At 63.9% G+C, this 25,345-nt stretch carries 29 protein-coding genes; 21 read left to right on the top strand and 8 right to left on the bottom strand.

What is annotated here, in order from left to right; genetic code table 11:
• Window positions 1-245 precede the first annotated feature (245 nt).
• Window positions 246-1,949 carry a mechanosensitive ion channel family protein gene (locus AC56LH_RS00865; RefSeq protein ID WP_499643212.1) on the top strand — a complete coding sequence of 568 codons (1,704 nt, stop codon included), beginning with the start codon at window positions 246-248 and terminating at the stop codon, window positions 1,947-1,949.
• Here the strand turns inward: AC56LH_RS00865 and AC56LH_RS00870 are convergent.
• A complete protein-coding gene (locus AC56LH_RS00870; RefSeq protein ID WP_499581901.1) occupies window positions 1,927-2,874 on the bottom strand; it encodes a LysR substrate-binding domain-containing protein in 948 nt (315 codons plus the stop codon). The two genes, AC56LH_RS00865 and AC56LH_RS00870, sit on opposite strands and share 23 nt — an antisense overlap.
• A 138-nt stretch (window positions 2,875-3,012) precedes the next feature.
• On the opposite strand from AC56LH_RS00870, the gene AC56LH_RS00875 reads away from it, so the two are divergent.
• Genes AC56LH_RS00875 through AC56LH_RS00890 form a run of 4 tightly spaced genes read left to right on the top strand, consistent with a single transcriptional unit; the run spans window position 3,013 to window position 7,051 of the window.
• Complete coding sequence (locus AC56LH_RS00875; RefSeq protein WP_499643214.1) at window positions 3,013-4,203, top strand: PilT/PilU family type 4a pilus ATPase; 1,191 nt, start codon at window positions 3,013-3,015, stop codon at window positions 4,201-4,203.
• A gap of 18 nt (window positions 4,204-4,221) precedes the next feature.
• Window positions 4,222-4,695: a D-glycero-beta-D-manno-heptose 1-phosphate adenylyltransferase gene (gene rfaE2, locus AC56LH_RS00880; protein ID WP_499643216.1), complete on the top strand. Its 474-nt coding sequence runs from the start codon at window positions 4,222-4,224 to the stop codon at window positions 4,693-4,695.
• Window positions 4,696-4,700: 5 nt separating this feature from the next.
• Window positions 4,701-5,870 carry an aminotransferase class V-fold PLP-dependent enzyme gene (locus tag AC56LH_RS00885; RefSeq protein ID WP_499643218.1) on the top strand — a complete coding sequence of 390 codons (1,170 nt, stop codon included), beginning with the start codon at window positions 4,701-4,703 and terminating at the stop codon, window positions 5,868-5,870.
• The gene (locus tag AC56LH_RS00890; protein ID WP_499643220.1) at window positions 5,870-7,051 is read left to right on the top strand and encodes an SGNH/GDSL hydrolase family protein; all 1,182 of its coding nucleotides are present in this window, start codon (window positions 5,870-5,872) and stop codon (window positions 7,049-7,051) included. Before AC56LH_RS00885 ends, AC56LH_RS00890 begins: the two co-directional genes overlap by 1 nt.
• A gap of 4 nt (window positions 7,052-7,055) precedes the next feature.
• On the opposite strand, the gene AC56LH_RS00895 is transcribed toward AC56LH_RS00890, so the two are convergent.
• Together AC56LH_RS00895 and AC56LH_RS00900 are read right to left on the bottom strand one after the other, a co-directional pair.
• Window positions 7,056-8,210, bottom strand: coding sequence for an epoxide hydrolase family protein (locus AC56LH_RS00895; RefSeq protein ID WP_499643222.1), 1,155 nt, complete (start codon window positions 8,208-8,210; stop codon window positions 7,056-7,058).
• Window positions 8,211-8,270: 60 nt separating this feature from the next.
• A complete protein-coding gene (locus AC56LH_RS00900) occupies window positions 8,271-8,702 on the bottom strand; it encodes a pyridoxamine 5'-phosphate oxidase family protein (protein ID WP_499643224.1) in 432 nt (143 codons plus the stop codon).
• Window positions 8,703-8,777: 75 nt separating this feature from the next.
• Between AC56LH_RS00900 and AC56LH_RS00905 the strand changes: the two genes are divergently transcribed.
• A complete protein-coding gene (locus AC56LH_RS00905; RefSeq protein ID WP_499643226.1) occupies window positions 8,778-9,485 on the top strand; it encodes a TetR/AcrR family transcriptional regulator in 708 nt (235 codons plus the stop codon).
• A gap of 223 nt (window positions 9,486-9,708) precedes the next feature.
• On the opposite strand, the gene trmL is transcribed toward AC56LH_RS00905, so the two are convergent.
• Complete coding sequence (gene trmL / locus AC56LH_RS00910) at window positions 9,709-10,179, bottom strand: tRNA (uridine(34)/cytosine(34)/5-carboxymethylaminomethyluridine(34)-2'-O)-methyltransferase TrmL (protein WP_499643228.1); 471 nt, start codon at window positions 10,177-10,179, stop codon at window positions 9,709-9,711.
• 24 nt (window positions 10,180-10,203) lie between these two features.
• Window positions 10,204-10,944, bottom strand: a complete 741-nt coding sequence (locus AC56LH_RS00915; RefSeq protein ID WP_499643230.1) for a ComF family protein — start codon at window positions 10,942-10,944, stop codon at window positions 10,204-10,206.
• A gap of 60 nt (window positions 10,945-11,004) precedes the next feature.
• Here AC56LH_RS00915 and AC56LH_RS00920 point away from each other — a divergent pair, with 60 nt between their 5' ends.
• The 7 genes from AC56LH_RS00920 to AC56LH_RS00950 all read left to right on the top strand — a co-directional run bounded on the left by AC56LH_RS00920 (window position 11,005) and on the right by AC56LH_RS00950 (window position 16,897).
• Window positions 11,005-11,919 carry a methyltransferase domain-containing protein gene (locus tag AC56LH_RS00920; RefSeq protein WP_499643232.1) on the top strand — a complete coding sequence of 305 codons (915 nt, stop codon included), beginning with the start codon at window positions 11,005-11,007 and terminating at the stop codon, window positions 11,917-11,919.
• A 298-nt stretch (window positions 11,920-12,217) separates the two neighbouring features.
• Entirely contained in the window at window positions 12,218-13,411 is a 1,194-nt protein-coding gene (gene coxB, locus AC56LH_RS00925; RefSeq protein WP_499643234.1) for a cytochrome c oxidase subunit II, read from the top strand.
• A gap of 39 nt (window positions 13,412-13,450) precedes the next feature.
• Window positions 13,451-15,076 carry a cytochrome c oxidase subunit I gene (ctaD, locus tag AC56LH_RS00930; RefSeq protein ID WP_183557012.1) on the top strand — a complete coding sequence of 542 codons (1,626 nt, stop codon included), beginning with the start codon at window positions 13,451-13,453 and terminating at the stop codon, window positions 15,074-15,076.
• Between the two features lie 10 nt (window positions 15,077-15,086).
• Window positions 15,087-15,194, top strand: coding sequence for a cytochrome oxidase small assembly protein (locus AC56LH_RS00935; protein ID WP_221290780.1), 108 nt, complete (start codon window positions 15,087-15,089; stop codon window positions 15,192-15,194).
• Between the two features lies 1 nt (window position 15,195).
• Window positions 15,196-15,777 (top strand): cytochrome c oxidase assembly protein, encoded by a 582-nt coding sequence (locus AC56LH_RS00940; RefSeq protein WP_499643237.1) that lies wholly within the window; start codon window positions 15,196-15,198, stop codon window positions 15,775-15,777.
• Window positions 15,764-15,973, top strand: coding sequence for a DUF2970 domain-containing protein (locus tag AC56LH_RS00945; protein ID WP_332533007.1), 210 nt, complete (start codon window positions 15,764-15,766; stop codon window positions 15,971-15,973). Before AC56LH_RS00940 ends, AC56LH_RS00945 begins: the two co-directional genes overlap by 14 nt.
• Window positions 15,974-16,021: 48 nt before the next feature.
• Window positions 16,022-16,897: a cytochrome c oxidase subunit 3 gene (locus AC56LH_RS00950; protein WP_499643239.1), complete on the top strand. Its 876-nt coding sequence runs from the start codon at window positions 16,022-16,024 to the stop codon at window positions 16,895-16,897.
• A gap of 11 nt (window positions 16,898-16,908) precedes the next feature.
• On the opposite strand, the gene AC56LH_RS00955 is transcribed toward AC56LH_RS00950, so the two are convergent.
• Window positions 16,909-17,109, bottom strand: coding sequence for a twin transmembrane helix small protein (locus tag AC56LH_RS00955; RefSeq protein ID WP_499643241.1), 201 nt, complete (start codon window positions 17,107-17,109; stop codon window positions 16,909-16,911).
• A gap of 33 nt (window positions 17,110-17,142) precedes the next feature.
• Between AC56LH_RS00955 and AC56LH_RS00960 the strand changes: the two genes are divergently transcribed.
• From AC56LH_RS00960 to budC, 7 genes are all read left to right on the top strand, one after another.
• Window positions 17,143-17,868: an SURF1 family protein gene (locus tag AC56LH_RS00960; protein WP_499643243.1), complete on the top strand. Its 726-nt coding sequence runs from the start codon at window positions 17,143-17,145 to the stop codon at window positions 17,866-17,868.
• Window positions 17,846-18,454 carry an SCO family protein gene (locus AC56LH_RS00965; RefSeq protein WP_370660865.1) on the top strand — a complete coding sequence of 203 codons (609 nt, stop codon included), beginning with the start codon at window positions 17,846-17,848 and terminating at the stop codon, window positions 18,452-18,454. The genes AC56LH_RS00960 and AC56LH_RS00965 overlap by 23 nt, the downstream gene beginning before the upstream one ends.
• A gap of 24 nt (window positions 18,455-18,478) precedes the next feature.
• The gene (locus tag AC56LH_RS00970) at window positions 18,479-19,636 is read left to right on the top strand and encodes a COX15/CtaA family protein (protein WP_499643246.1); all 1,158 of its coding nucleotides are present in this window, start codon (window positions 18,479-18,481) and stop codon (window positions 19,634-19,636) included.
• Entirely contained in the window at window positions 19,636-20,529 is an 894-nt protein-coding gene (gene cyoE / locus AC56LH_RS00975; protein WP_258836573.1) for a heme o synthase, read from the top strand. The genes AC56LH_RS00970 and cyoE overlap by 1 nt, the downstream gene beginning before the upstream one ends.
• Window positions 20,530-20,556: 27 nt before the next feature.
• The gene (locus AC56LH_RS00980; protein ID WP_499643248.1) at window positions 20,557-21,147 is read left to right on the top strand and encodes an SCO family protein; all 591 of its coding nucleotides are present in this window, start codon (window positions 20,557-20,559) and stop codon (window positions 21,145-21,147) included.
• Window positions 21,148-21,176: 29 nt separating this feature from the next.
• A complete protein-coding gene (locus tag AC56LH_RS00985; RefSeq protein ID WP_499643250.1) occupies window positions 21,177-22,256 on the top strand; it encodes an AI-2E family transporter in 1,080 nt (359 codons plus the stop codon).
• Window positions 22,257-22,409: 153 nt separating this feature from the next.
• Complete coding sequence (gene budC / locus AC56LH_RS00990) at window positions 22,410-23,171, top strand: meso-2,3-butanediol dehydrogenase (protein WP_499643252.1); 762 nt, start codon at window positions 22,410-22,412, stop codon at window positions 23,169-23,171.
• Window positions 23,172-23,238: 67 nt separating this feature from the next.
• Here the strand turns inward: budC and AC56LH_RS00995 are convergent, their stop codons facing one another.
• Window positions 23,239-23,415 (bottom strand): hypothetical protein, encoded by a 177-nt coding sequence (locus AC56LH_RS00995; RefSeq protein ID WP_183557033.1) that lies wholly within the window; start codon window positions 23,413-23,415, stop codon window positions 23,239-23,241.
• 153 nt (window positions 23,416-23,568) lie between these two features.
• Complete coding sequence (locus tag AC56LH_RS01000; RefSeq protein WP_499643254.1) at window positions 23,569-24,669, bottom strand: NADH:flavin oxidoreductase/NADH oxidase; 1,101 nt, start codon at window positions 24,667-24,669, stop codon at window positions 23,569-23,571.
• Window positions 24,670-24,914: 245 nt separating this feature from the next.
• On the opposite strand from AC56LH_RS01000, the gene AC56LH_RS01005 reads away from it, so the two are divergent.
• The gene (locus AC56LH_RS01005) at window positions 24,915-25,214 is read left to right on the top strand and encodes a putative quinol monooxygenase (RefSeq protein WP_499643256.1); all 300 of its coding nucleotides are present in this window, start codon (window positions 24,915-24,917) and stop codon (window positions 25,212-25,214) included.
• Window positions 25,215-25,345: the final 131 nt, after the last annotated feature.

Genomic DNA, 25,345 nt, shown 5'->3' on the forward strand with positions numbered 1-25,345 from the left:
CGGGTGCGACACCGTCAGGATGCTAGACTTTGGTTCCCGGGCGCCACTGTCCGGGCATCAGACCGATCGCATCGCAGGTCCGGGCCAGCGTGTTTGCCCCGCCACGGCGTGCCCATCGCTGCGCATCCGCAGGCATGCCATCTCGCCGGAAGGCGCGGTGACCGCACCGTCACTCCCGCCCGGCTGGCGCCATGCGCCATGCGATCACACACGTGCAAGGAGTCGTTTTGAATAGAATATTTTCCATGAGATTACTGGTCTCGCTGTCCCTGGCCTTGCTGCTGGGGCTTACCCAACCGCCGGCGTTTGCCGCCGGCCAGGACGCCGAGGCAACTGCCGCCGCTGAACCCGCTGTTCCCGATCCGCTCAAGCGCGAGACGCCGCGCTCCATGGTCTCCGGCCTGCTTGGCGCCCTTGGCGAGTCCGACTACGATCGCACCGCGCTGTACTTCGATCTGCCGCCCGCGACCAGCTCGCGCCAGCGCACCAACGCGGTGGAGCAGGCGCGCGCGTTCCATGCGGTGCTGGACGATGGCGGCACGCTCGACACCTTCATCACGCTCTCCAACGATCCCAATGGCAAGGTGAGTGACGACCTGCCGGTCGAGCAGGAGCGCGTCGGCGAGATCGCCATCCAGGACAAAAAAATCCCGGTGCTGCTCACGAAAGGGCAGGACGGCGAGCATCAGGTGTGGCGCGTTTCGCGCGAAACGCTGGCCCAGATCGCGGCAGCCACCAAGCGCGCGCCCGTGGTCACCGAACCTGCGGCCGACGAGGTCGTCGTCGCCGGCGCACCGCTGAAGGATTGGGCGCTGCTGCTGGGGATTGGCGTGCTGGTGTTCGGCGGCTTGTGGATGGTGTCGGCGCTGATCGTGTTCTGCATGCGCAAACTCGTGCCCGACCCGGAAGCCAATGGTCTGTACCGGTTCTTCGAGGCGGCCCTGCCGCCGGTGAGCCTGTTGATCGCTGTCGGGGTCTTCTACAACTGGGCCGAGCAGGTGCCGGTGTCGATCGTGGCGCGCCAGACCTTGCTGCGCTACACCGGCATCGTCTCCGTCATTGCCTTTGTCTGGTTCGGCCTGCGGCTGGTCGATGCGATTTCGGAGCTGGCGATTGCCCGCATGCAGCGCAGCCAGCGGCGTCAGGTCATTTCGGTCATCACGCTGGCGCGCCGCGCCGCCAAGGTCATCCTGCTGGCGTTTTCGTGCATTGCGATCCTGAGCACCTTCGGCATCGACGTCACGACGGGGATCGCGGCGCTGGGTATCGGTGGTATCGCGCTGGCGCTGGGCGCCCAGAAGACCGTTGAAAACCTGGTCGGCAGCGTGACCGTGATTGCCGACCGCCCGATGCAGGTGGGCGACTTCATCAAGGTCGGCGACGTGGTGGGCACTGTGGAAGACGTCGGCATCCGCTCGACCCGCATCCGCACCAACGAGCGCACGGTGGTGACGATCCCGAATGGCGACCTGTCGGCGCGCCAGATCGAAAACTATGCCGCGCGCGACCGGTTCCTGTTCAATCCCGTGATCGCGATCGCTTATGGCAATTCGTCGGCCAAGCTGAAGGAAGCGATTACCATCGTCCAGCAAGTCCTGGCCGAAGAAAAGAACATGGCAGAAGGGCACCGCGCGCGCCTGGGCAGCATTAGCGAGCGCGCCTTCAACATCGAGGTGTTTTCCCACATCGACGTGCACGAGTTCGACACGCAGGTGATCATTCGCGAAAAGCTGCTGCTGACGATCTTCGAGAGGCTGGAAGCAGCTGACATCAGCCTGGCGTTCCCGACCCAGACCATCGTGTTCTCGCCGTCGCAGCTTGACGCGGTCAGGGGCGGGCCGGCGGCCGCTGGCGACGCCAGCGAGACGGACAAGCCGGCCGACGCCGTCGCTGTCGCTCCCGCACCGCCAGCCGTCTGGACCGGTACTACGCCGCCGCCTCGTACGTGATCATTTCCACACCAGCCAGATGACATTCACTCACCGCCCGCATCACCGCATCGATGGCGGCGCGGCGGGTGAAGCTCTTGCGCCAGGCAATCACCACCCGGCGCGACGGCGTGGGCTTGGTGAACGGCACATACGCCAGCAAGCCGTTCGATTCGCTCAGGTCGGTCACCGACGCGCGCGGCAGCACCGTCAGGCCGATGCCGCTGGCGACCATGTGGCGGATCGTTTCCAGCGACGAGCCTTCGAACGTGCGCTGCATGCCCGTACCACCGCCCGGCGCCGAAAAGCGTGCCATTTCCGGACACACTTCGAGCACCTGGTCGCGGAAGCAGTGCCCCGCGCCCAGCAGCAGCATCGTTTCGCTTTTCAGGTCTTCGGCCGAAATGGCCGTGCGCTTGGCCCACGGATGGTGTTTGGGCATCGCCACGATGAACGGCTCGTCGTACAGCGGCTGCACTGCCATCCCGTGGTCGGGCAGCGGCAGCGCCATGATGGCGGCATCGAGCTCGCCCTGGCGCAGCAATTCCAGCAGCTTGTGCGTGAAATTCTCTTGCAGCACCAGCGGCATCTGCGGCACCGTGTCGATCAGATTTTTGACCAGTGGCGGCAGCAGGTAGGGGCCGATCGTGTAGATCACGCCCAGGCGCAGCGGGCCGGCCAGCGGGTCCTTGTTCTGCTTGGCCAGTTCCTTGATGGCTGCGGTCTGCTCCAGCACGCGCTCGGCCTGCGCGACGATCTGCGCGCCCAGCGGCGTGACGGACACTTCCGAGCCACCGCGTTCGAACAGCAGCACGCCCAGTTCGTCTTCCAGCTTCTTGATGGCGACCGACAGCGTGGGCTGGGCGACAAAACAGGCTTCGGCCGCATGCCCGAAGTGCTTGGCGCGGGCGACGGCGACAATGTATTTCAACTCGGTCAGGGTCATGTTGGGTGTCTCGACTAGGCTCGTTGCCGGTGCCGCGGGGCAGCCGGGTGCGCGCCATGAAATAATGGTGTAGCAAGAATGATAGTCGATATAATCTCTTGATAGGCTCCGCCTATGCATCTTTTCTGAAAGGCCCGCATGTCCACCACGTTTGGCCCGGCGGAAGCCCAGGTCTATATCCATAAACTGCTCACGGTGATGCATCACCAGGGCGGTTCCGACCTCTTCATCTCGGCTGATTTCCCGCCGAGCATGAAATACCAGGGCGCCATGAAAGCCCTGAGCCAGCAGCGCCTGAGCGGCGAAGTCACGCGCGCACTCGCGATCTCGCTGATGAACGAGCGCCAGCGCGCCGAGTTCGAAACAGAGATGGAGTGCAATTTCGCGATCTCGCTGCCCAATGTCTGCCGCTTCCGCGTGAACGTCTACGTGCAGCAGCAAAGCGTCGGCATGGTGGTGCGGACCATCTCGTCCGAGATCCCCAACTTCGAAAAGCTCGACCTGCCCGAGGTGCTCAAGGATGTCGTGATGACCAAGCGCGGCCTGGTGCTGGTCGTGGGCGGCACGGGGTCGGGCAAGTCGACGACGCTGGCGGCGATGATCGACTACCGCAACAACAATTCGGCCGGTCACATCATCACGGTGGAAGACCCGGTCGAATACGTCCACAAGAACAAGAACTGCCTGATCACGCACCGCGAAGTGGGCGTCGATACGCTGTCGTGGCACAACGCGCTGAAGAACACGCTGCGCCAGGCGCCGGACGTGATCCTGATCGGCGAGATCCGCGACACCGAAACGATGGAGCACGCGATCGCGTTCGCCGAAACGGGCCACCTGTGCCTGGGCACGCTGCACGCGAACAATGCCAACCAGACGATGGACCGGATCATCAACTTCTTCCCCGAAGAACGGCGCAACCAGCTGCTGATGGACCTGTCGTCGAACCTGCGCGCGATTGTCTCGCAGCGCCTGGTGCGTACCGAGGACGGCAAGGGCCGCAAGGCCGCCATCGAAATCCTGCTCAACACGCCGACGATTGCCGAGATGATCCTGAAAGGGAACTTCCAGAGCATCAAGGAGATCATGCACAAGTCGCGCGAGCTGGGCATGTGCACGTTCGACCAGGCCTTGTTCGAGCTGTACAACAAGGGCTTCATCAGCTACGACGAAGCGATCCGCAATGCCGACTCGGCCAACGGCCTGCGCCTGCAGGTCAAGCTGTCGGGCGAGCGCAAGGAGCCGGGGCTGCCGGCCGGCGCGGCGCGGCCATCCGAATTGTCGATGGCGCTCGATGAAGAGCCTGACGACGAACCTCCCAAGTATTGACTTGCTCTTTATTTATCTATGCCTTCATTTGAAAACAAGCTCTGCACGCGCGCCGACCTGGCTGCGCGGATCGCCGCACTGCCAAAGCCGGTGGTGCTGACCAACGGCGTATTCGACATCCTGCACCGCGGCCACGTGACCTATCTGGCGCAGGCGCGCGACCTGGGCGCTTCGCTTGTGGTGGCGGTCAACACCGATGCGTCCGTCAAGCGGCTGGGCAAGGGCGACGACCGCCCGCACAACACGCTGGCCGATCGCATGGCGGTGCTGGCCTCGCTGGAATCGGTCAGCCTGGTGGTCGAGTTCGACGAACAGACGGCGCTCGAAGTCGTCCAGGAAGGCCGGCCCGACATCTATGCCAAGGGCGGCGACTACGTGATGGACCAGATTCCCGAAGGGCAGGCCGTGTTGGCCTATGGCGGGCGCGCGGTGGCGATCGACTTCGAGCATGACCGCTCGACCACGAAATTAGTGGCGCGGATCCGGGGCTGACCGGCATGGCCAAGCTCCTTGGGATGCCGGCACTGGCCGGCCTGTATCCGCCAGCGCCCGACGGCATCGTCAATCTCGAGCATGGCTACTTTGGCGCGATGGCGCAGCCGGTGCAGGCGGCGCTGGTCGAATCGGTCGACTATCTGAATCGTCATCTGAGCCCGTTCCTGCGCAGTGAACTCGCTGTCCAGCATGGTGCGGAACTGTGCGCGCGTTTGGCCAAACTGATCAACGCCGAACCGCACGAGATCCTGCTCACGCGCAGCGCGAGTGAATCGATGCAGGTGCTGATCGGCCAGTACCACCGGCTGGCACCGGGCGACGGCGTCCTGTGGAGCAACCTCGATTATCCGGCGATGCGCTATGCGATGGCGTGGCTGGAAGGGCGGCGCGGCGTGGTGCCGACCGAACTGCAATTGACGCTGCCGTTGTCCGGCGACGCACTGTTGGAACAGTATGCGACGGCGATCCGCGATACGCCGGGCCTGAAACTGCTTTTGCTCTCGCAGGTGTTCCCGGCCAATGGCCAGTCGGTCCCGGTACGCGAGATCGCTGCACTGGCGCGGGCGCGCGGCGTCGACGTGCTGGTCGACAGCGCGCATGCGCTGGGCCAGCTGCCCGTCGACGTGCAGGCGATGGGCATCGACTTCGCCGGCTTCAATCTGCACAAGTGGATCGGCGCGCCGCCGGGGCTCGGCTTTGCGTACATCCGGTCTTCACGTCTGGACCGGATCGAGCCGCATTTCGGCGACCGCGATTATCCGGCGAACGATATCCGGGGGCGCCTGCATGCCGGGATGCCGCCGATGAGCGCGATCATGGCTGCGCCGGTGGCGCTCGACGTGCATGCGCAGCTGGGCGGTTCGGCAGCCAAAGGCGCGCGGCTGGCGTGGCTGAGAAATTACTGGGTGCAGCGCGTGGCCGACCTGCCGGGCCTGCAGTTGATGAGCCCGCTGGTGGGCGACACGGCGCTGGCGGCGTTCACGATCAACGGCATGCGCGCGCGTGACGTGCAGGCGGCGCTGCTGGAGCGCTTCGGCGTCTTCACGGTGGAGCGGCCGGTGGGCGACGCCAGCCTCGTGCGCGCCACGGTGGCGCTGACCACCACGGTGGAAGAACTCGATCGCCTGGTGGAGGGCTTGACGGTGCTGACCCGCGAAGCGGCAGGTGTCTGATGCCGGGTACGTCGATGTACACGTTCTCGCCCATTCCCGCAGACCTGATCCATGGCGCGGTCGAGCTCGAGCGCACCGATGCCGGCCTGTTGCCGCAGCGTTTGCCGGCGTGGGCGCTCGCGCAGTGTCCGGATGTGCAACTGGCGCTTGCCGCTGCACAGCCATCCGGCGTGCGGCTGGCGTTCCGGACGACGGCCCGTGTCGTCGAGGTGCTGGTGCTGCCAACCAAGCGCCGCTACGGCAAGATGGCGCCACGGCCCGACGGTATCTTTGATCTGGTGGTCGATGGGAAGCTGCTCCAGCAAGCGAGTGCGCCCGGCGGCAAACGCCTCGACATCGACATGATCAGCGGTGCCACCAGGGTGCATCCGGGCGAACCGCACTGGCTGCGCTTTGCCGACCTGCCGGCGGGCGACAAGACCGTCGAACTCTGGTTGCCGCATGACGAGACGACCGAGCTGGTGAGCTTGCGCGCGGATGCGCCGGTGTCGGCCCTTTTGACAGGCGGCCAGCGCCGCTGGCTTCATCACGGCAGTTCGATCAGCCAGGGCTCGAATGCGACCCACCCGACCGGCATCTGGCCTGCGGTGGCGGCCGGTCTGGCCGGTGTCGACCTGTTCAATCTTGGCTTCGGCGGCAATGCCTTGCTCGACCCGTTCACGGCGCGCACGATCCGCGACCTGCCGGCGGACCTGATCAGCCTGAAGCTCGGCATCAATCTCGTCAACACCGACCTGATGCGCGTGCGCGCATTCGGGCCGGCCGTGCACGGGTTTCTCGACACGATCCGCGAAGGACGGCACCGTTCCACGCCGCTGCTGGTGATATCGCCGACCTGGTGTCCGATCCACGAAACGACGCCGGGGCCGACCATGTTCGATGGCAAGGCCATGGAACAGGGCAGGCTGCTGTTCCGGGCGATGGGCAACGACGCCGAGCGGCGCCAGGGCAAGCTGACGCTGGGCGTGATTCGCGAGCAGTTGCAGAGGATCGTCGCGCAACGTGCCGGCACCGATGCACACATCCATTACCTCGATGGCAGCGCGCTGTATGGCGCCGACGACAACGCGCACCTGCCGCTGCCCGATGCGCTGCATCCGGACGCCGCCACGCACCGGCTGATCGGCGAACGGTTTCATGCGCAGGTGTTTGCCGATGGCGTATTCCGCAAGCAGGGCTGACGGCTCAGCGCATCGTGCGGAACGTCGCGCGCAGATGTTCGACGAGAGTGGCCGGGTTTTCCATCGCCGCGAAATGGCCGCCGCGCTCGGCTTCGCCAAAGAAGCGCAGATCGGCAAAGCGTGCTGCGGCCCAGCGCTGTGACAGCCGCATCTGCTCGCCTGGAAACATGCTGATCCCGGCGGGCAGGGGCAGCGGGGTGGTGGACATGCCTTTGGCCATCTCGCGCGCGCCTTCCCAGTAAAAACGTGCCGAGCTCGGTCCGGTATTGGTCAGCCAATACATCATCACGTCGTCGATCAGGCGGTCCGGCGCGATCGTGCGCTCTGGTTGGCCGTCGGTATCGGACACGTCCTGGAACAACGCGTACAGCCAGCTGGCCAGGCCCACCGGCGAGTCTGCCAGCGCGAACGCGACCGATTGCGGACGCGTGCACTGCAGCTTCATATAGCCCGAATATTCTTTCTCGTAGCGCGCGGCATCGTCGAGCATTCTCTGCTCTTCTGGCGTCGCGTCGGCGATTTCCTGTTCGGTCGGATGGAACATCACCATGTTCAGGTGGATGCCTGCCAGGCCCGGCACGCGCATGTGCGCCATGGCGCTCGTGACGGCCGCGCCCCAGTCGCCGCCTTGCGCTACCCAGCGCTCGCCATAGCCAAGGCGGCGCATCAGTTCTGCAAACGCCTGCGCCGTGCGGCCCACGCCCCAGCCCGGTTCGGTGGGCTTGTCGGAAAAGCCAAAGCCGGGCAGGGCCGGAATCACCAGGTGGAAGGCATCGGATGCCAGGCCGCCATGCGCCTGTGGCTGCGTCAGCGGACCGATCAGCTCGCGAAATTCGAGCACGGAGCCCGGCCAGCCATGCGTCAGCAGCAGTGGCGTCGCGTTCGGTTCCGGTGAGCGGATATGCAGGAAGTGAATGCCCAGTCCATCGATGACCGTGCGGCTGCTGCCCCATTCGTTGAGCGCGGCTTCGGTGCTGCGCCAGTCGTAGCCGTTCTGCCACCGTTCTACCAGTGCGCGGATGCGGGCCAGTTGCGGGCCTTGCGAGGTGTCGTTCACGGTCTCGGCATCGGGCCAGCGCGTGCGCGCCAGGCGGTCGGCGAGGTCGGTCAGGTCGGCTTCCGGGATATGGATGGGAAATGCGTCGATTGCAGTGTGCATGGCGGGCCTGTCAAGTCGGTGATGGGGCAGGGGCCGGCGTGACCCGTGCGTGTTCGGGTTTTACAGAACGATCTCGCCCTGATCGGCGCCATTCCAGTAGTGGATTCGTGCGGCGCGAACGCGTATCATGACCAATCCCGGCGTGTCGACGCCTTGCTCGAACCAATGATCGAGCCCGGCCGTCCAGTGCGCTGCGAACATGGCTTTGTCGCGAATCAGTTCTGCATTGCCTTGCACCGCGATGAACAGCGGTGGTTGCCCGTGGGGTCCCGGGGCACCGGTGAAGGTCAGGCCAACCGATTCGTCGCCCTCGATGTCAGCCACGGTACGGGCCTGGTCGTAGGTGAAGAAATAGCTGTCCCCGTCATAATCGACCTCGCCGTTGTTGCTCATGGGCCGGCTGGCGAAGGCACCGCCTTCTGTGCGGGTCGAGAGCATGCCAAAATCAATTGCCCTCATATTTTCAGATAGAAATTTCAAACGCATGTCCATCGCTTCACCTTTGATTGAGAGTTTTGAAACTGAACTATACCATTCAGTTCAGTTTATTATGATGACTATTTTGCCATGCGCGTGACATCCAACCTGCCCGAGCTGGAACCAGCGCCAACCACGCGCAAGCGGGGTGGCCGGCCATCTGCCGAGCATGCCGGCGAAGTGGACCGCCGCATCCTCGATGCAGCGACAACGCTGTTTCTGCGCGCGGGTTTCGATGCGACGAGCTGCGACCAGGTCGTCGCCATGGCAGGCGCTGGCAAGGCGACGCTGTACGCACGTTATGCCAACAAGGATGCGTTGTTCAGCGCGGTCGTGCACCGGGCGCTCGAGCGCGCAGCGCTGGCTGCGCCCGATTTGCCGAATGCCATGCCGGTGCGGGATCGCCTGCACAAAGTGGGACTGCATCTGCTGGAGCAGGCGCTCACGGAAGAGTCGGTGGCGCTGCTGCGGGTCTGTTTGACAACCGCGCAGCGGCTACCCGAATTGTCGCGGATGGTGGATCAGTCTGGGCGCGACAGTGGCGTGGCGAGTATCGTGGCCGCGCTGGCCGGACCGTCGCCCGATCAGGTCGAAGCGGCCACGGCCATCGCGCAGCGTTTCATCGACCTGGTGATCGTACCGCAGCAAATGCGGGCCCTGGTTGGCGACGACCGCAATCAACTCGACGCCGCCGCGCCGCGCCGGGTCGATGAGGCGATCGACCTGCTGGCCCGCGCCGGTCTGCTCGATGCATTCGAACGAGTGGCACAAGCTGGCACAAGCCGGGGTCAGGTCTGACATTCGGACACAAGCTCTACTGTGGCACAAGCCGGGGTCAGGTCTGACATTCGGACACAAGCTCTGCTGTAATCCACCTCTTTATTATCGGTATGGCCTCGGTTTTGAGGCCAGCTTTTCATATGTGCCTCTCAACAGTCGAGGCCGTGTCCGAATGTCAGACCTGACCCCGGCTTTTGACGCGGGCTTTTGACGCGACGGCTGGTCGAAATGTAGCGCCGGTTCAGGCGCCGCCGGCGTAGCCGTTCTGGCGCCAGGCTTCGTAGACGACGACCGCCACCGTGTTCGACAGGTTCAGGCTGCGGTTGTCGGGGCGCATCGGCAGGCGGATGCGCTGGGCGGGTGGGAAGGTCTCGCGCAGGGCGGGGGGCAGACCGCGCGATTCCGGGCCGAATACGAATACGTCGCCTGGCTGGAAGTGGGCCTCGGCAAAGGGCGCCGAACCGTGCGTGGTCAGTGCGAACATGCGCGCCGGATCGGGCTGGGCATCAAGCAGGAACGCATCCCAGTCCTTGTGCACCTTCATCGTCGCGTAGTCGTGGTAATCGAGGCCGGCGCGGCGCATCTTGGCGTCGTCCAGCGGAAAGCCGAGCGGCTCGATCAGGTGCAGTTGCACGCCGGTGTTGGCGCACAGGCGGATCACATTGCCGGTATTCGGCGGGATTTCTGGTTCGACCAGGACGACGTGGAACAACGTGCTTCTCCTTGATGATGGGACTTATCCATGCGGCGGGGTGCGCGCGAAGACGATGTTCGTCACGCGCGCGGCGCCCGCCTGTTTCAGTACGGCGGCGACTTCTTCCAGTGTGTGGCCGCTCGACATGACATCGTCGACCACGCCCACATGCCGGCCGCGCAGGTCGAACATGCCGCTCACGCCAAACGCGCCCCGCACGTTCCTGCGCCGTTCGCCCGGCGCGGCGCCCGATTGCGGCGCCGTGTCGCGCAGCCGTTCCAATAATCGTGGCGTCAACGGCACGCCCAGTGCGCGGGCCAGCGGACGCGCGACTTCGAGCGCCTGGTTGTAGCCGCGCTCGATCAGACGGGCGGGCCCCAGCGGCACCGGGCACAGCACGTCGGGAAATACCGGCGCTGACTGCACAGTGCGCACGATGGCCGCATGCAGCACGCGCGCCATCCACGGTGCCAGCGCCAGTTGCCCGCCAAATTTCAGCTGCAGCACCAGGCTGTCGAGCGGCGCTGCGTAATCGCAGGCCGTCCAGGTGGCGTCGAATGACGGTGCATCCGCCAGGCAGGCACCGCAATGCCGCGCGGCGTCCAGCGTACCGGCCGGATTGGCGCAGCAGGGACAACGCGGCACAGCCAGCACATATGCATGCTCGCATTCAGCGCACACCGCCGCCCGCGCCTGCCCGCCGCACAGTGCGCAGCACGAGGGCAAGAGCGCATCCAGCAGCGCGTGCACGAGGCGCATCGGCAGCGGGCGAAGGTCCGGCATCGGCTCGGCGTCCCACAAACGGTTAAACTGCCCACATTATCTCATCACGCATCCGATCCCATGGCATCTCCTCAATCCCCGTCCACGCTGAGCGCGCCCATTGACTTGTCGCGGGTGCGCAACCTGTTCGCGCGGCCCGAACGCATTGCATCGTCGGATTTCCTGCGCCGCGAAATCGCCGCGCGCATGCACGAGCGCCTGGCCCTGGTGAAAATCATCCCGAAGCAGGTGCTTGACGCCGGTTGCGGTCCCGGGGGCGACCTGGCCCTGCTGCAAAAGACCTATCCCTCGGCGCAGATCGTCGGCCTGGACGGTGCTGGCGCCATGGCGCGCGCGGCGAAAAAGCCGGGCGCCTCGGGTTCGCTCAATCAGTTATTGAGCCGGCTGATGCCGGCCAAGGCGGGCGTCGACATTCTGTGCGGTGACTACGGCAACCTGCCGCTCGGCCCGAACTCGGTCGATTTGTTGTGGTCGAACCTGGCATTGCACTGGCATCCGCTGCCCGACCGCGTGTTTGCCGAATGGCGTCGGGTGCTGCGCGTCGAGGGCTTGCTGATGTTTTCCAGCTTCGGTCCCGACACCTTCACCGAACTGCGCACGGCATTTGCGGCGCTGGATGCGTACCCGCACACGTTGCCGTTCGTTGACATGCACGATTTCGGCGATCAGCTGGTCGAGGCGGGTTTTTCGACACCGGTGATGGACATGGAGCGCATCACGGTCACCTACGATACGCCACAGGCGCTGCTGCGCGACGTGCGCGCACTGGGCGGCAATCCGCTCGAATCGCGCCGGCGCGGCTTGATCGGCCGCGCGGCTTGGCAGCGTGTGCTCGCTGCGCTCGAGGCGCAGCGCCTCCCCGATGGCAAGCTGGGCCTGACCTTCGAAGTGATCTACGGGCACGCGTTTCGTCCGGCGCCGCGCCAGACGGCAGCTGGTGAATCGATCGTCCGCTTCCAGCCACGCAAGCCGTAACGTCATCACCGTACACGGGCAGATTGGCGGACCCCCCGATATTCCTTGAATAAAAATTAGTGCTTTAGATATAATCAATTGCTATTTTTCACATCTAACCGATAGAATCGCTTGAAAAAGCGGCATCGCAAGCCGCGAAACATAGTCAAAACAGAAACAGAAAAAGAATTGCAGCAGCCGCAGAGATGCCCCGGCACGGCATCGTTGTTCTGCGGCCAGCACGGAGCGGCGTCGTTCGTTCGTGGAATGGCTGACCGTTTAAAAATAATTCTTATTTTTTGGGTGGTTGGGGACATACATGACATATGCAACGCGACTTCGGGCCGTGCTGTACGGCTGTGCCGTACTCGGCGCCGCCGCTGGTTCTGTGCCGGCTTGGGCGCAGCAACTGACGGGCCGGCCTCAGGAGCACCAGCTCAATCTGCAGGCCCCGGTCACCGCCGTCGGCGCCGACATCTATGGCTTGCACATCTGGATGATGATCGTCTGCCTGGTGATCTTCGTCGCCGTGTTCGGCGTCATGTTCTACTCGGTGTTCAAACACCGCAAATCCCTCGGCCACAAGCCGGCCACCTTCCACGAATCCACCGCCGTGGAGATCGCCTGGACGATCGTGCCGTTCCTGATCGTCATCGGGATGGCGCTGCCGGCCACCAAGACCGTCGTCGCGTTGAAAGACACGTCGAACGCTGACCTGACCATCAAGGCCACCGGGATGCAGTGGAAATGGGGCTACGACTACCTGAAAGGCGAGGGCGAAGGCATCTCGTTCCTGTCGAACCTGTCGACGCCGCGTTCGCAGATCGGCGAGCCCGGCGTGGCGCCGACCCAAGCGCGTACCGCCAACTACCTGCTCGAAGTCGATAACGAGATGGTCGTGCCGGTCAACAAGAAGATCCGCATGGTCTTCACCGCCAACGACGTGATTCACGCCTGGACCGTGCCGGCGTTCGCGATCAAGCAGGATGCGATCCCCGGCTTCGTGCGCGACGGCTGGTTCAAGGCCGAGCAGATCGGCGTGTACCGCGGCAACTGCGTCGAGCTGTGCGGCAAGGACCATGCGTTCATGCCGATCGTCGTGCGCGTCGTGTCCGATGCCGACTACACGGCCTGGGTCGCAGGCAAGAAAAAAGAGATGGCGGCGCTGGCCGACGATCCGACCAAGGTCTGGACCATCGACGAACTGAAAACCCGTGGCGAAGCCGTCTACACCGCCAACTGCGTGGCCTGCCACCAGGTCAATGGCAAGGGCATCCCGGCCGCGTTCGCGGCGCTGGATGGCTCGCCGAATGTGCTGGGCAGCAAGGCGCACCAGATCGACATCCTGCTGCATGGCCAGAAGAGCGGCAAGTTCCCTACCGCAATGCCGGCCTGGCCGCAATTGTCCGACACCGAGATCGCCGCCGTGATCACCTATACCCGCAATTCCTGGTCGAACAAGGCTGCGGAAAATATCGTCCAGCCGGCCGAAGTCCTGGCCGCCCGCAAATAATGTCCGCCACCAACGCACGTAACGAGCAGGGGTAACGCCATGAGCACCACGACGATCGACCACGCACCGGGTCACGGCAATGAGCACGGCAATGAGCACGGCCACGCACACGACGAACACCACGACCATCCGCACGGCTGGCGGCGCTGGGTGTATGCCACCAACCACAAGGACATCGGCAGCCTGTACCTGTGGTTCTCGTTCATCATGCTGCTCTCGGGCGGCGTGCTGGCGCTGATGATCCGGGCCGAGCTGTTCCAGCCGGGCCTGCAGTTCGTGCGCCCCGAATTCTTCAACCAGCTCACCACCATGCACGGGCTGATCATGGTATTCGGCGCGATCATGCCGGCCTTCGTCGGCTTTGCCAACTGGATGCTGCCGCTGCAGGTCGGCGCATCCGACATGGCGTTTGCGCGCATGAACAACTTCTCGTTCTGGCTGCTGCCACCGGCGGCGATCCTGCTGGCCACGTCGTTCCTGGTGCCGGGCGGGGCCACCGCTGCCGGCTGGACGCTGTATGCGCCGCTCTCGACGCAGATGGGCCTGGGCATGGACATGGCGATCTTCGCGATGCACATCATGGGCGCCTCGTCGATCATGGGTTCGATCAACATCATCGTCACCATCCTGAACATGCGCGCGCCCGGCATGACGCTGATGAAGATGCCGATGTTCTGCTGGACCTGGCTGATCACCGCCTACCTGCTCATCGCCGTGATGCCGGTGCTGGCCGGCGCGATCACGATGACGCTGACCGACCGCCACTTCGGCACCTCGTTCTTCAATGCCGCCGGCGGGGGCGATCCGGTGATGTACCAGCACATCTTCTGGTTCTTCGGCCACCCCGAGGTCTACATCATGATCCTGCCGGCATTCGGCATCGTCTCGCAGATCATTCCGGCATTCGCCCGCAAACCGCTGTTCGGCTACGCGTCGATGGTCTACGCGACGGCCTCGATCGCGATCCTGTCGTTCGTCGTCTGGGCGCACCACATGTTCACGACCGGCATGCCGGTGACGTCGCAGCTGTTCTTCATGTACGCGACGATGCTGATTGCCGTGCCGACCGGCGTCAAAATCTTCAACTGGGTCGCCACGATGTGGAAGGGCTCGATGACGTTCGAGACGCCGATGCTATTTGCGGTCGGCTTCATTTTCGTGTTCACCATCGGCGGCTTCACCGGCCTGATCCTGGCGGTCACGCCGATCGACATCCAGGTGCACGACACCTATTACGTCGTGGCCCACTTCCACTACGTGCTGGTGGCCGGCTCGCTGTTCGCGCTGTTCGCGGGCTTCTATTACTGGGCGCCAAAGTGGACCGGGCACATGTACCCGGAAGCGCGCGGCAAGATGCACTTCTGGCTCTCGCTGATCACGTTCAACGTCACGTTCTTCCCGATGCACTTCCTGGGCCTGGCCGGCATGCCGCGCCGCTATGCTGATTACGCGGTGCAGTTCACCGACTTCAACATGATCGTCTCGATCGGCGCATTCGGCTTCGGCTTCAGCCAGGTGTATTTCCTGTTTGCAGTCGTGCTGCCGACGATCCGCGGCGGCGCCAAGGCGCCCGCGAAACCGTGGGAAGGCGCCGAAGGCCTGGAGTGGACCGTGCCGAGCCCGGCGCCGTTCCACACCTTCGAAACCCCGCCGCTGGTGAAGTAAGGACAATCCGATGACCGCGCCACGCAAACCCAATAACCTGAGAACCGCGCTGTGGCTGGCCGGCCTGGCGCTGTTCTTCTTCATCAGCGTGTTCGTCAAGTTCACGCTGCTGCGCTGAGATGGCCACCGGCGTCAAATTGCTGCGCCTGAACCGCCGCACCTTCGGCAAGCTGGTGGTGGTGGCGGTGGCGATGTTCGGCTTCGGTTATGCGCTCGTGCCTGTGTACCGGCAGATTTGCGAAGTCCTGGGCATCAACGTGCTCACGCAACCCGATGGGTTTGTCGCGGCGCCGACCAACAGCCAGGTCGACAAGTCGCGCACGATCACGATCGAGCTCGACGGCAATTCGCAGGGCCCGTGGCGGTTCCGGCCGACCACGCGCAGCATCGACGTGCATCCGGGCGAACTGGCCACCGTCATGTACGAGGTCGTCAACACGCAGGGCAGGGCGGTGAAAGCGCAGGCGATTCCGAGCTATGCGCCGCAGTCGGCCACGCCGCATTTCATGAAGGTCGAGTGCTTCTGCTTCCGCGAGCAGACGCTGGCCCCGAACGAAGCGCGCCAGATGCCGGTGGTGTTCTTCATCGATCCCAAGTTGCCGCGCGAAGTGAAGAACATCACGCTGTCGTACACGTTCTTTGAAATTGGCGGGGCGTTCAAGGCCGCTGCCGCGCCGAAAGAGGGCGATGCAAACGGATAAGCCCCATCAGCGCAAGGGGAGTTTTCTGGCCAGCATGAAGGCCGTGCTGTGGTCGTTCTTCGGGGTGCGCAAGCGCGCCGATTACGAGAGCGATGCGGCCAGCCTGAACCCGGTCCACGTGATCGTCGCCGGCCTGATCGGGGTGGCGATCTTCATTGGCCTGATCATGCTGGCCGTGAGTTTTGCAGTGGCCTAGTTTTTCAGTTTGACGCAACAATCAACAGTATCGCCCGAGGAGATAAAGATGAGTTCGTCACAACCAGTATCGCCAACGACCGCCGCGCCGTATTACTTCGTTCCCGGCCCCTCGCGCTGGCCGCTGCTGGCCGGCCTGTCGATGCTGGTGACGATGGCCGGTGCGTCCGGCTGGGTCAACGGGCTGCCGTTCGCGATGCCCGTGTGCCTGACGGGCATCGTCGCGATGCTCGTCGTGCTGTACTTCTGGTTCGGCGAAGCGATCGGTGAATCCGAATCTGGGCTGTACGGCAAGCGCATCGATTTGTCGTTCCGCTGGTCGATGAGCTGGTTCATTTTCTCGGAAGTGATGTTCTTCGGCGCGTTCTTTGGCGCGTTGTTCTATGCACGCGTGATTTCGATGCCGTGGCTGGGCGACCTGGATCACCAGATCCTGTGGCCCGATTTTTCGGCGCACTGGGGCAATACCGGACCGGCCGGCATCGTCGAAGGCTTCCGCACGATGGGGCCGTTCCCGATCCCGACCATCAACACGGCGCTGCTGCTGACGTCGGGCGTGACGCTGACGATCTCGCACCACGCCCTGCGCGCCGGCCACCGCGCCAAGACGGCGTTCTGGCTGGCCGCGACCATTTTGCTGGGCGCCGTGTTCATGGGCTTCCAGGTGTATGAATACATGCACGCCTACCAGGACCTGAACCTCAAGCTCACGTCGGGTATCTACGGTTCGACCTTCTTCATGCTGACCGGGTTCCACGGTTTTCACGTGACAATGGGCGCGATCATGCTGTCGGTAATTTTGTACCGCGTGCTGCGCGGGCACTTCACGGCCGAACACCACTTTGGCTTTGAAGGGGCCGCATGGTACTGGCACTTCGTCGACGTGGTGTGGCTCGGGTTGTACGTGGTGGTGTACTGGCTATAAACACAACCCGGTCAGCGCAAACCCGTCGGCGCAATCCACCCCATCTGGTGCGCCGCCAGCAGGCACAGGAACAGCAAGATCGACAAGCCCACCCGCAGCGCCAGCGCATTGACGGTGCGGTTGGTACGCCCCTTGTCGCGCATCATGAAGAACAGGGCCGACGCCAGGCTGGCCAGGATCAGGACGAAGGCGATGGCAACGAAGATTTTCATGATGGACCCGCGAAAGGTTGAGAATTCATTGTAATGCGCTTCGCCTTCCGATTTCGCCCCGTCGCCCTGATTGCAGCACTGATTGTGGCCCTCACCGGCATCCTGCTCGGCAACTGGCAACAGGACCGGGCCGCCTACAAGACCGACCTGCAGGCGCGCCAGTTGGCGCGCGCCGCCCAGCCGCCGTTCACCCTCGGTTCCACCACCGCCGCCGCCCCGGATCTTGAATTTCGCCGCGTGCGCGTGCACGGCGAATTCGTCGCCGGCTGGCCCGTCCTGCTCGCGAACCGCCCACGCGGGAGCCAGTCCGGGTTCTATCTCGCAATGCCGTTTAAAATAGCGGGTGCCGACGAGCACGTGCTGGTGCTGCGTGGCTGGTTGCCGCGCCAGGCCGAGTTTGACAAGCTGCCAACGTTTGCGACGCCAGCCGGGCCGGTTACGCTCGAAGGACGGCTCGTCCTGTCTGCCGGCAAGGTGATGGAACTGGGCGACGGCCCGCCGCTGGCGCCGGGCGCGGCGGTGCAGAACCTGACGCCGCAGGCACTGGCGCAGGCAAGCGGCCTGCGCTTGCTGCCGTTTCTCGTGCAGCAGACGCTGCCAGCGACGCCGGCCGACCTGATGGCGCGAGACTGGCCGCTGCCCGAGGCAGGCATCGACAAACACCGCGGCTATGCCTTCCAGTGGTATGCACTGGCGGCGCTGGCCCTTCTTTTTTATGTGATGACGGGATTTCGACGTGGCTCAAGAACAACTCGCTGACCCTGACACCGCGCGCCGCCGCGGCCGCCTCAAGCTGCTGCTGGTGCTGCTGATCTGCGCCGCGCCGCTGATCGTGTCGTACATTACCTTCTACATCGTCAAGCCGACCGACCGCACCAATTACGGCACGATCCTCGATGCGCGCACGTTGCCAATTCCGCAGATGGCCACGACCACGCTCGACGGCCAGCCGCGCACGCTCGCCGACCTGAAAGGCAAATGGGTCATGCTGCGCGTGGGCGGGGGCAAGTGCAACGATGAATGCATGCGCCAGCTGTACGCGATGCGCCAGTGGCGCACGATGCAGGGCAAGAACATGGAACGCATGGAACGCGTGTGGCTGATCACCGACAGCGAACCGCTCGACACCGTCATGATGCGCGAATACGACGGCATGGAATTGCTGCGCGCACCGGCTGCGACGGTGGCCAAGTGGCTGCCGACCGAAGCAGGCCACCCTCCGAGCGACCATATCTACCTGATCGACCCGCTGGGCAACCTCATGATGCGCTTCCCGTTCCAGCCCGAACCGGGCCGCGTCTACAAGGACATCGCCAAACTGCTCAAGGCATCGGCCATCGGCTGAATCACGTTACCGGTAAAGAATCACATGGACCTGTCTTCTCTCATACATCTCGGCCTGATGGGCCTGCTCGTGGCCAGCCTGCCGCTGGCGATCGTCTGGATGTCGTCCGACGCCCACAAATACCGCAAGCTGGTCTGGGTAATGGTGTTTCTGACGTTTGACCTGATCGTGTTCGGCGGCTTCACGCGCCTGACCGATTCGGGCCTGGGTTGCCCGGACTGGCCGGGCTGCTACGGCGAAGCCAATCCGTTCCTGGCGCACGAGCAGATCGCCGCGGCCGAAGCAGCGATGCCGACCGGTCCGGTCACGGTGGCCAAGGCCTGGATCGAGATGATCCACCGCTACCTGGCGATGGGCATCGGTGCACTGATCCTGGCGCTGCTGTTCACGTCGGTCAAGCAATGGCGCCGTACGCACGACGCCGTGTTCCAGCCGGCCATGCCGATCGCCTTGCTGGCCTCGGTGCTGGTGCAGGGCGCATTCGGCGCCTGGACCGTCACGCTCAAGCTGCAACCGGTGATCGTCACCATCCATCTGTTGCTGGGCATGACGCTGCTGGCAATGCTGGTCTGGATGGGCTGCCGCGAAGACGCGCTGCTCAAGCCGCCGGTGGCGCTGAAGGGTCCTGAAATGATCGCCCGGCTGCGTGGTCTGCGCTGGCTGTCGCTCCTCGCCGCCGTCGTGCTCACCATCCAGATCGCGCTGGGCGGGTGGGTAAGCACTAACTATGCAACCATGGCCTGTGACACGTTCCCGCTGTGCCAGGGCGCGATCGTGCCGGAACTGGACTTCGAGCATGGCTTCCACCTGTGGCGTGAGCTGGGCAAGACGATGGAAGGGCATTATTTGCCGTTCTCGGCCCTGGTGGCGATCCACTGGGTGCACCGCGCCTTTGCGCTGGCCGTTGTGCTGGTATTGGGCCTGGCCGCGTGGCGCGCCTGGCGTCTGCCGGCGCTGGGCAAGACGGCGCGCCTGCTGGTGCTGGTCATGGTGGCGCAGCTGTTCACCGGCATCGCGACCGTGTATTTCAGCTTCCCGCTGGCGATTGCCGTCATGCATAACGCCGGGGCCGCGCTGCTGGTGATTTTGGTGACCATGTTAAACTACCGGGTGAAGTTCCAACTCGACGCGGCCCGCGCTGTCCCAGCGCCCGGACTCGCCGCGTCCGCAAGCACCCATTGATGACAACCCAGACAGCCATCCCCAAGCCCCAGAGCCGTTTCTCGCAGTATTGGACCCTGACCAAGCCGCGCGTGACGAAGCTGGCGGTATTTTGCGCCGTGATCGGGATGTTTCTCGCCACGGACGGCTTCCCGGGCTGGCAAACGCTGATCGCCGGCACGGCCGGTATCTGGCTGCTGGCGGCGGCCGCATTCGCTGTCAATTGTCTGGTCGAGGCGCGCGTCGATGCGCGCATGACGCGCACTGCGCGCCGCGCTACCGCCTCGGGCGAACTGAGCACGACGCAGACCGTGGTCTTCTCGTCGATCATCGGCGGCCTGGGCATGCTGGTGCTGTACACGCTCGTCAATCCGCTGACCATGTGGCTGACTTTCGTCACGTTCGTCGGCTACGCCTTCATCTACACGCTGCTGCTCAAGCCGAACACGTCGCAGAACATCGTCATCGGCGGCCTGTCGGGCGCGATGCCGCCCGCGCTGGGCTGGGCGGCGGTGGCCAACGAGGTGCCGATGGAAGCGTGGCTGCTGGTCTTGATCATTTTCATGTGGACCCCGCCGCATTTCTGGGTGCTGGCGATGTACCGCCGCGAAGACTACGCGCGCTCGGGTCTGCCGATGCTGCCGATCACGCACGGCATGAAGTTCACCGGCCTGCAGGTGTGGCTGTACACGATCGGCCTGGCCGCCACCACCTTGCTGCCGTTCGCGGTCGGCATGAGCGGCCTGATCTACCTGGCGGCCGCGGTGCCGCTCAACGCGGTCTTCCTGCGTCACTCGTGGCGCGTGCACCGCAACTACAGCGATGCGCAGGCGCGCAAGACATTTACCTGGTCGATCGTCTACCTGTCGCTGCTGTTCGCGGCGCTGCTGGTTGACCATTACTTTAAGTTTTAATTCGCAAGTTTTGATAACGGGTTCAAGATGAAACGACTGCTGACCATCGCGGCGTTCTCGGCCGTGGCACTGTTTGCCACCGGCTGCGACAAGCTGCGCGACAAAGCCCCGGCCTTCCACAACACGGACGTGACGGGCGTCGACTATGCCAAGGGCTTCACGCTGACCGACCACACCGGCAAGGTGCGCACGCTGCAAGATTTCCGCGGCAAGATCGTCGTGATGTTCTTCGGCTATACCCAATGCCCGGACGTCTGCCCGACCACGATGGCTGAAATGGCGACCGTGCTCAAAGAACTGGGTCCGTCGGCCGACGAGGTCCAGGTGCTGTTCGTCACGGTCGACCCCGAGCGCGACACGCAGGAACTGCTGTCGCACTATGTGCCCGCGTTCGACAAGCGCTTCATCGGCCTGTACGGCGACGCCGCCGCGACCGCGAAAGTGGCCAAGGAATTCAAGGTGTTCTACGCCAAGAAGCCGGGCGCCGATGCGAGCAGCTACACGGTCGATCACACGGCTGGCAGCTTCGTGTTCGACAAGCAGGGCCAGCTGCGCCTGTTCGTGCGCCATGGCCAGGGTCCGGGCCTGATCGCCCACGACCTGCGTCAACTGCTATGATGCCGTAAATACCACATCCCTGAGGCAGCATGGAGCAGCAACGACCCGGCAGAAATTACACCCGCATCGCCATGGTCATCCTGCTCACGCTGGGCTGCCTCTATGTGCTGCGGCCGTTTTTGCCGGCGATCCTGTTCGCCGCCGCCGTCGCCATCTCGAGCTGGCCGCTGTACCTGCGGCTGCTCACGCGCCTGAACGGTCAGCGCACGATTGCGGCGCTGACCATGACGCTTTCGCTCACGCTGCTGTTCATCATTCCGCTGTCGATGGTCGCCTACAACCTGGGCGACGACGTCGCGCGCGGCTTCGGCGAACTGCGCCTCTTGATCGAGCATCGCGAACTGGCGCCGCCCACCTGGCTGCGCGACATCCCGCTGGTCGGCCCGTCGGTCGAGACCTATCTGAACGGCCTGATCGCCAGCCGCGAGCAGATGCTGGCGCTGGCCCAGCGCATGCTCGAACCGGCGCGTCACTGGCTCGTCAAGGGCGGCCTGATGCTGGGCACCGGCGTCGTGCAAATGAGCCTGGCCGCGTTCGTGAGCTTCTTCCTGTACCGCGACGGCAACGGCCTGCTATCGATCATCGAAGTGACGATGCGCAAGGTGATGGGCGAGGGCGCCGAATCGATCCAGGCCACTGTCAGCCAGACCGTGCGCGGCGTGATGTACGGCCTGCTCGGCACTGCGCTGGCGCAGGCGATCGTCGCCGCCATCGGCTTTGCGATTGCTGGCGTGCCGGCCGTGCCGCTGCTGTCGGTGCTGATTTTCCTGACGTCGCTAATCCCGTTCGGCCCGCCGCTGGTCTGGGGCGGCGCCGCGCTCTGGCTGTTTGCGCAGGGCGAGACCGGCTGGTCGATCTTCATGGCGGTCTGGGGCGCGGTCTTGATCAGCGGCGTCGACAACGTCGTGCGGCCGATGCTGATCAGCCGTGGCAGCAGCCTGCCGTTTTTGCTCACGCTGCTCGGCGTGCTGGGCGGCCTGATCGCGTTCGGCTTCATCGGGATGTTCATCGGGCCGGTCCTGCTGGCGGTCGGTTACTCGTTGATGAGCGAGTGGACCGGCACCGAAGATCCCATCGTCAAGCACGACGAAGAGCGCATCGTCGAATAGCGTTCACTGGAGTTTTCCTGCTGGAACCGTAAGAGGGGTGCGCGAACCCATGTGCTATCGTCGCCTGCACATTCTCGTGAACCAACAAGGCGTGATGAATGGCCCGCTTGCCGCGCGCAACCGGGCTGCCCCCGCCTGCCCGAAAGGAATTCAATGAACCGTTTCAACGATAAAACCGTCCTCGTGACCGGCGCCGCATCCGGCATCGGCCTGTCGGCTGCCCGCCGTTTTCTGGATGAGGGCGCCCGTGTCGTCATGCTCGATATCGATGGCGCCAAACTCGACAAGGTTGCTGCCGACCTGCCGCAAGACCGCATTCTGGTGCAGGTGGGCGACACCGCCGACAAGGCCACCGCAACGGCAACCGTCAAGGCAACGGTCGAGCGCTTCGGCGGCCTGGATATCCTAATCAACAATGCCGGTATCGCGACGGACGGCGACATCATGGCCACCAGCGAAGAAGATTTCGCGCGCGTCATGGCCGTCAATGTCACCGGCTACTATCACATGGCCAAGGCAGCAATGCCCGAGCTCGTCAAGACCCGCGGATCGATCGTCATGACGTCGTCAGTGTCGGGGCTGGGTGGTGACTGGGAAATGTTCGCCTACAACACGTCGAAAGGCGCGGTCAGCAATATGGTGCGCGCGATGGCGATGGATGCGGCCAAGGATGGGGTGCGCGTGAACGCGGTCAATCCAAGCTTTACCGACACCGGGTTGACGAAGGATATGGTCAGCAAGCCCGAGCTGGTCGCGAAATTCAATGAGCGCATGCCGCTGGGCGCGCCGGAAGATCCGGATGGTGTTGCAGCCGCGATGGCGTTCCTGGCGAGCGACGATGCGCGCCTCATTACTGGCGTGAACCTGCCGGTGGATGCGGGCTTGATGGCGTCGAACGGTCAGCCGCCGCAGTAAAACACTGGCAGCACGGGGCGATGCGTCTGGCACGCCCCGCGCTGTAAGGGAATGTCAGGCGAGGCGATTAGCCCCCGCCAATACCCACAATCACATGCCCGCTGCCGCCGCATTGCGGGCAGGCCTTGCCGTCCGGGAGTGTGCCTTTGCCTGCGCAGGCATCGCAGACGTCTTCGCCGGTACCGGGCGTGCCGGGTTCGGCGTCGTCGCCGGGATTGAGGTCGTGTTCGGGATGAATGCTCATGATGGTCCTCGTTGCTGATCGGTCAACCGATTGTAGTGAGGTTTTCGAGCGGGTGGCGCGAGGCAGGCGCTGCAGGAAATGCGAGCGCCCCAATCGCTGGCCGGACAACGGTTCGGCAGTCAGGGCAATCATCCCTTCCTGCCGAAACACGGTTTACTTCTGCATGCTGTAACGCTCGAGCCAGTGCGCATACGGCGCCGGCAACACCCAGGTCGGGCTCTCAACGCCCAGCTCTTTGGCCGCTTCCAGAGGGTAGTGCGGATTGGCCAGGTGGGCACGACCTACCATGACCAGGTCCAGCTGTTCGTCAGCCACGGCGCGTTCTGCCAAGTGCGGGCCGTCGAAGCCCCACGCCGACGCGACCGGAATGCCGGCTTCGTCACGCACGCGCTTGGCCACCGGACCCAGGAAGGCCGGACCCCACGGGATATTCACATCCGGAATCGTGAAGTTGACGCTGACGCTCAGCATGTCCAGGCCGCGCTGGCGCATCATGCGCACCAGTTCGATCGACTCATTCACCGTTTGTTCATCGTTGCCATCGTATTCGATGACGCCAAGACGCGCGGTCAGCGGCAGGTTGGCCGGCCAGACTTCGCGCACGGCCTCCAGCGTCTCGAGCAAAAAGCGGCTGCGACCGGCGAAATCACCGCCGTACTGGTCGGTGCGCTTGTTCGAGTGCGGCGAAAAGAAGCTCTGCCCCAGGTAACCGTGCGCAAAGTGCAGCTCGAGCCATTCGAAACCGGCAGCCAGTGCGCGACGGGCAGCATCGACAAAATTGGCTTTCACGCGCGCGATGTCATCCAGCGTCATTTCCTTCGGCACTTTTGGCAGGTTCTTGCCAAAGGCAATCGCCGACGGTGCGATGGTGTCCCACCCATACGCATCTTCCGACGGGATATGGTCGTCGCCTTCCCACGGACGGTTGGCGCTGGCCTTGCGGCCGGCATGGCCGATCTGGATGCCTGCAACCGCACCGGCGGCCTTGATACGGGCGGCGATGTGGGCCATGCCTTCAACCTGTGCATCGTTCCACAGACCGGTGCAGCCTGGGGTGATCCGGCCTTCCGGCGAAACAGCGGTTGCTTCCACGATCACCAAGCCAGCGCCGCCGCGGGCAATGCTGGCGTAGTGCGTCTGATGCCAATCGTTGACGAAGCCGTCGTTGGCGGTGTACTGGCACATTGGCGGCACCGCGATGCGGTTGCGCAAGGTGACGTCTTTGAGGGTGAACGGTGTGAATAAGGCGGCCATGGATTTTTCGTTTTCTTAACGTAGGGGTCAAGCCGCGGTCTGCGCCGCGGCGGTCGGCCAGTATAGAAGGAAGGCGGAAAACGTGCTGGCGAGGTCAGCTTTTTGCGGTTGTACCGGTAGATCCGGGCTGAGCGCGCGTTACGGAAACGCCGATCCGTCGCTGCTTGCTGACAACGCAAATCTGCCGACGGGCCTGTGCAGACCGGTGTGATAATCTTGTCAGTCGCTCACTCTCAGGGACCATCATGACATTGCCCGTTGTTGCTATTTTTTTTGCCAAGCCTGGTTTTGAAGAGAAACTGGAAACACTGTTACGCAGCGTTGTCGAGCCGACGTTGCGCGAGGAAGGCTGCATCAGCTACCAGGTGAACCGCGACATTGCCAATCCACGTCGCTTCGTGTTCACCGAGGAGTGGCGCAGCAGGGCTGACCTTGATCGGCATCTTGCAGCACCGCATCTGCGGATGCTGTCGAAGCAGGTTCCGGAGCTCATCGAATCGAGCGATGTGTTCCTGCTGGCGAAGGTTGAAGGCGGTTCGGCATAAGCTTGCTTTCCACTCTGCGCGCTTTGGAGAATCCAGGGACTGTGAAGCAACCGACTTGGCGCTGTCATCTGTCAGCAGGAACTGACGGTAATCGTCTGTTGTACCGGTGGGAAGGAATTCAGCTTTAAATA

Source organism: Telluria sp. LT1R51-2 (genome assembly GCF_059685775.1).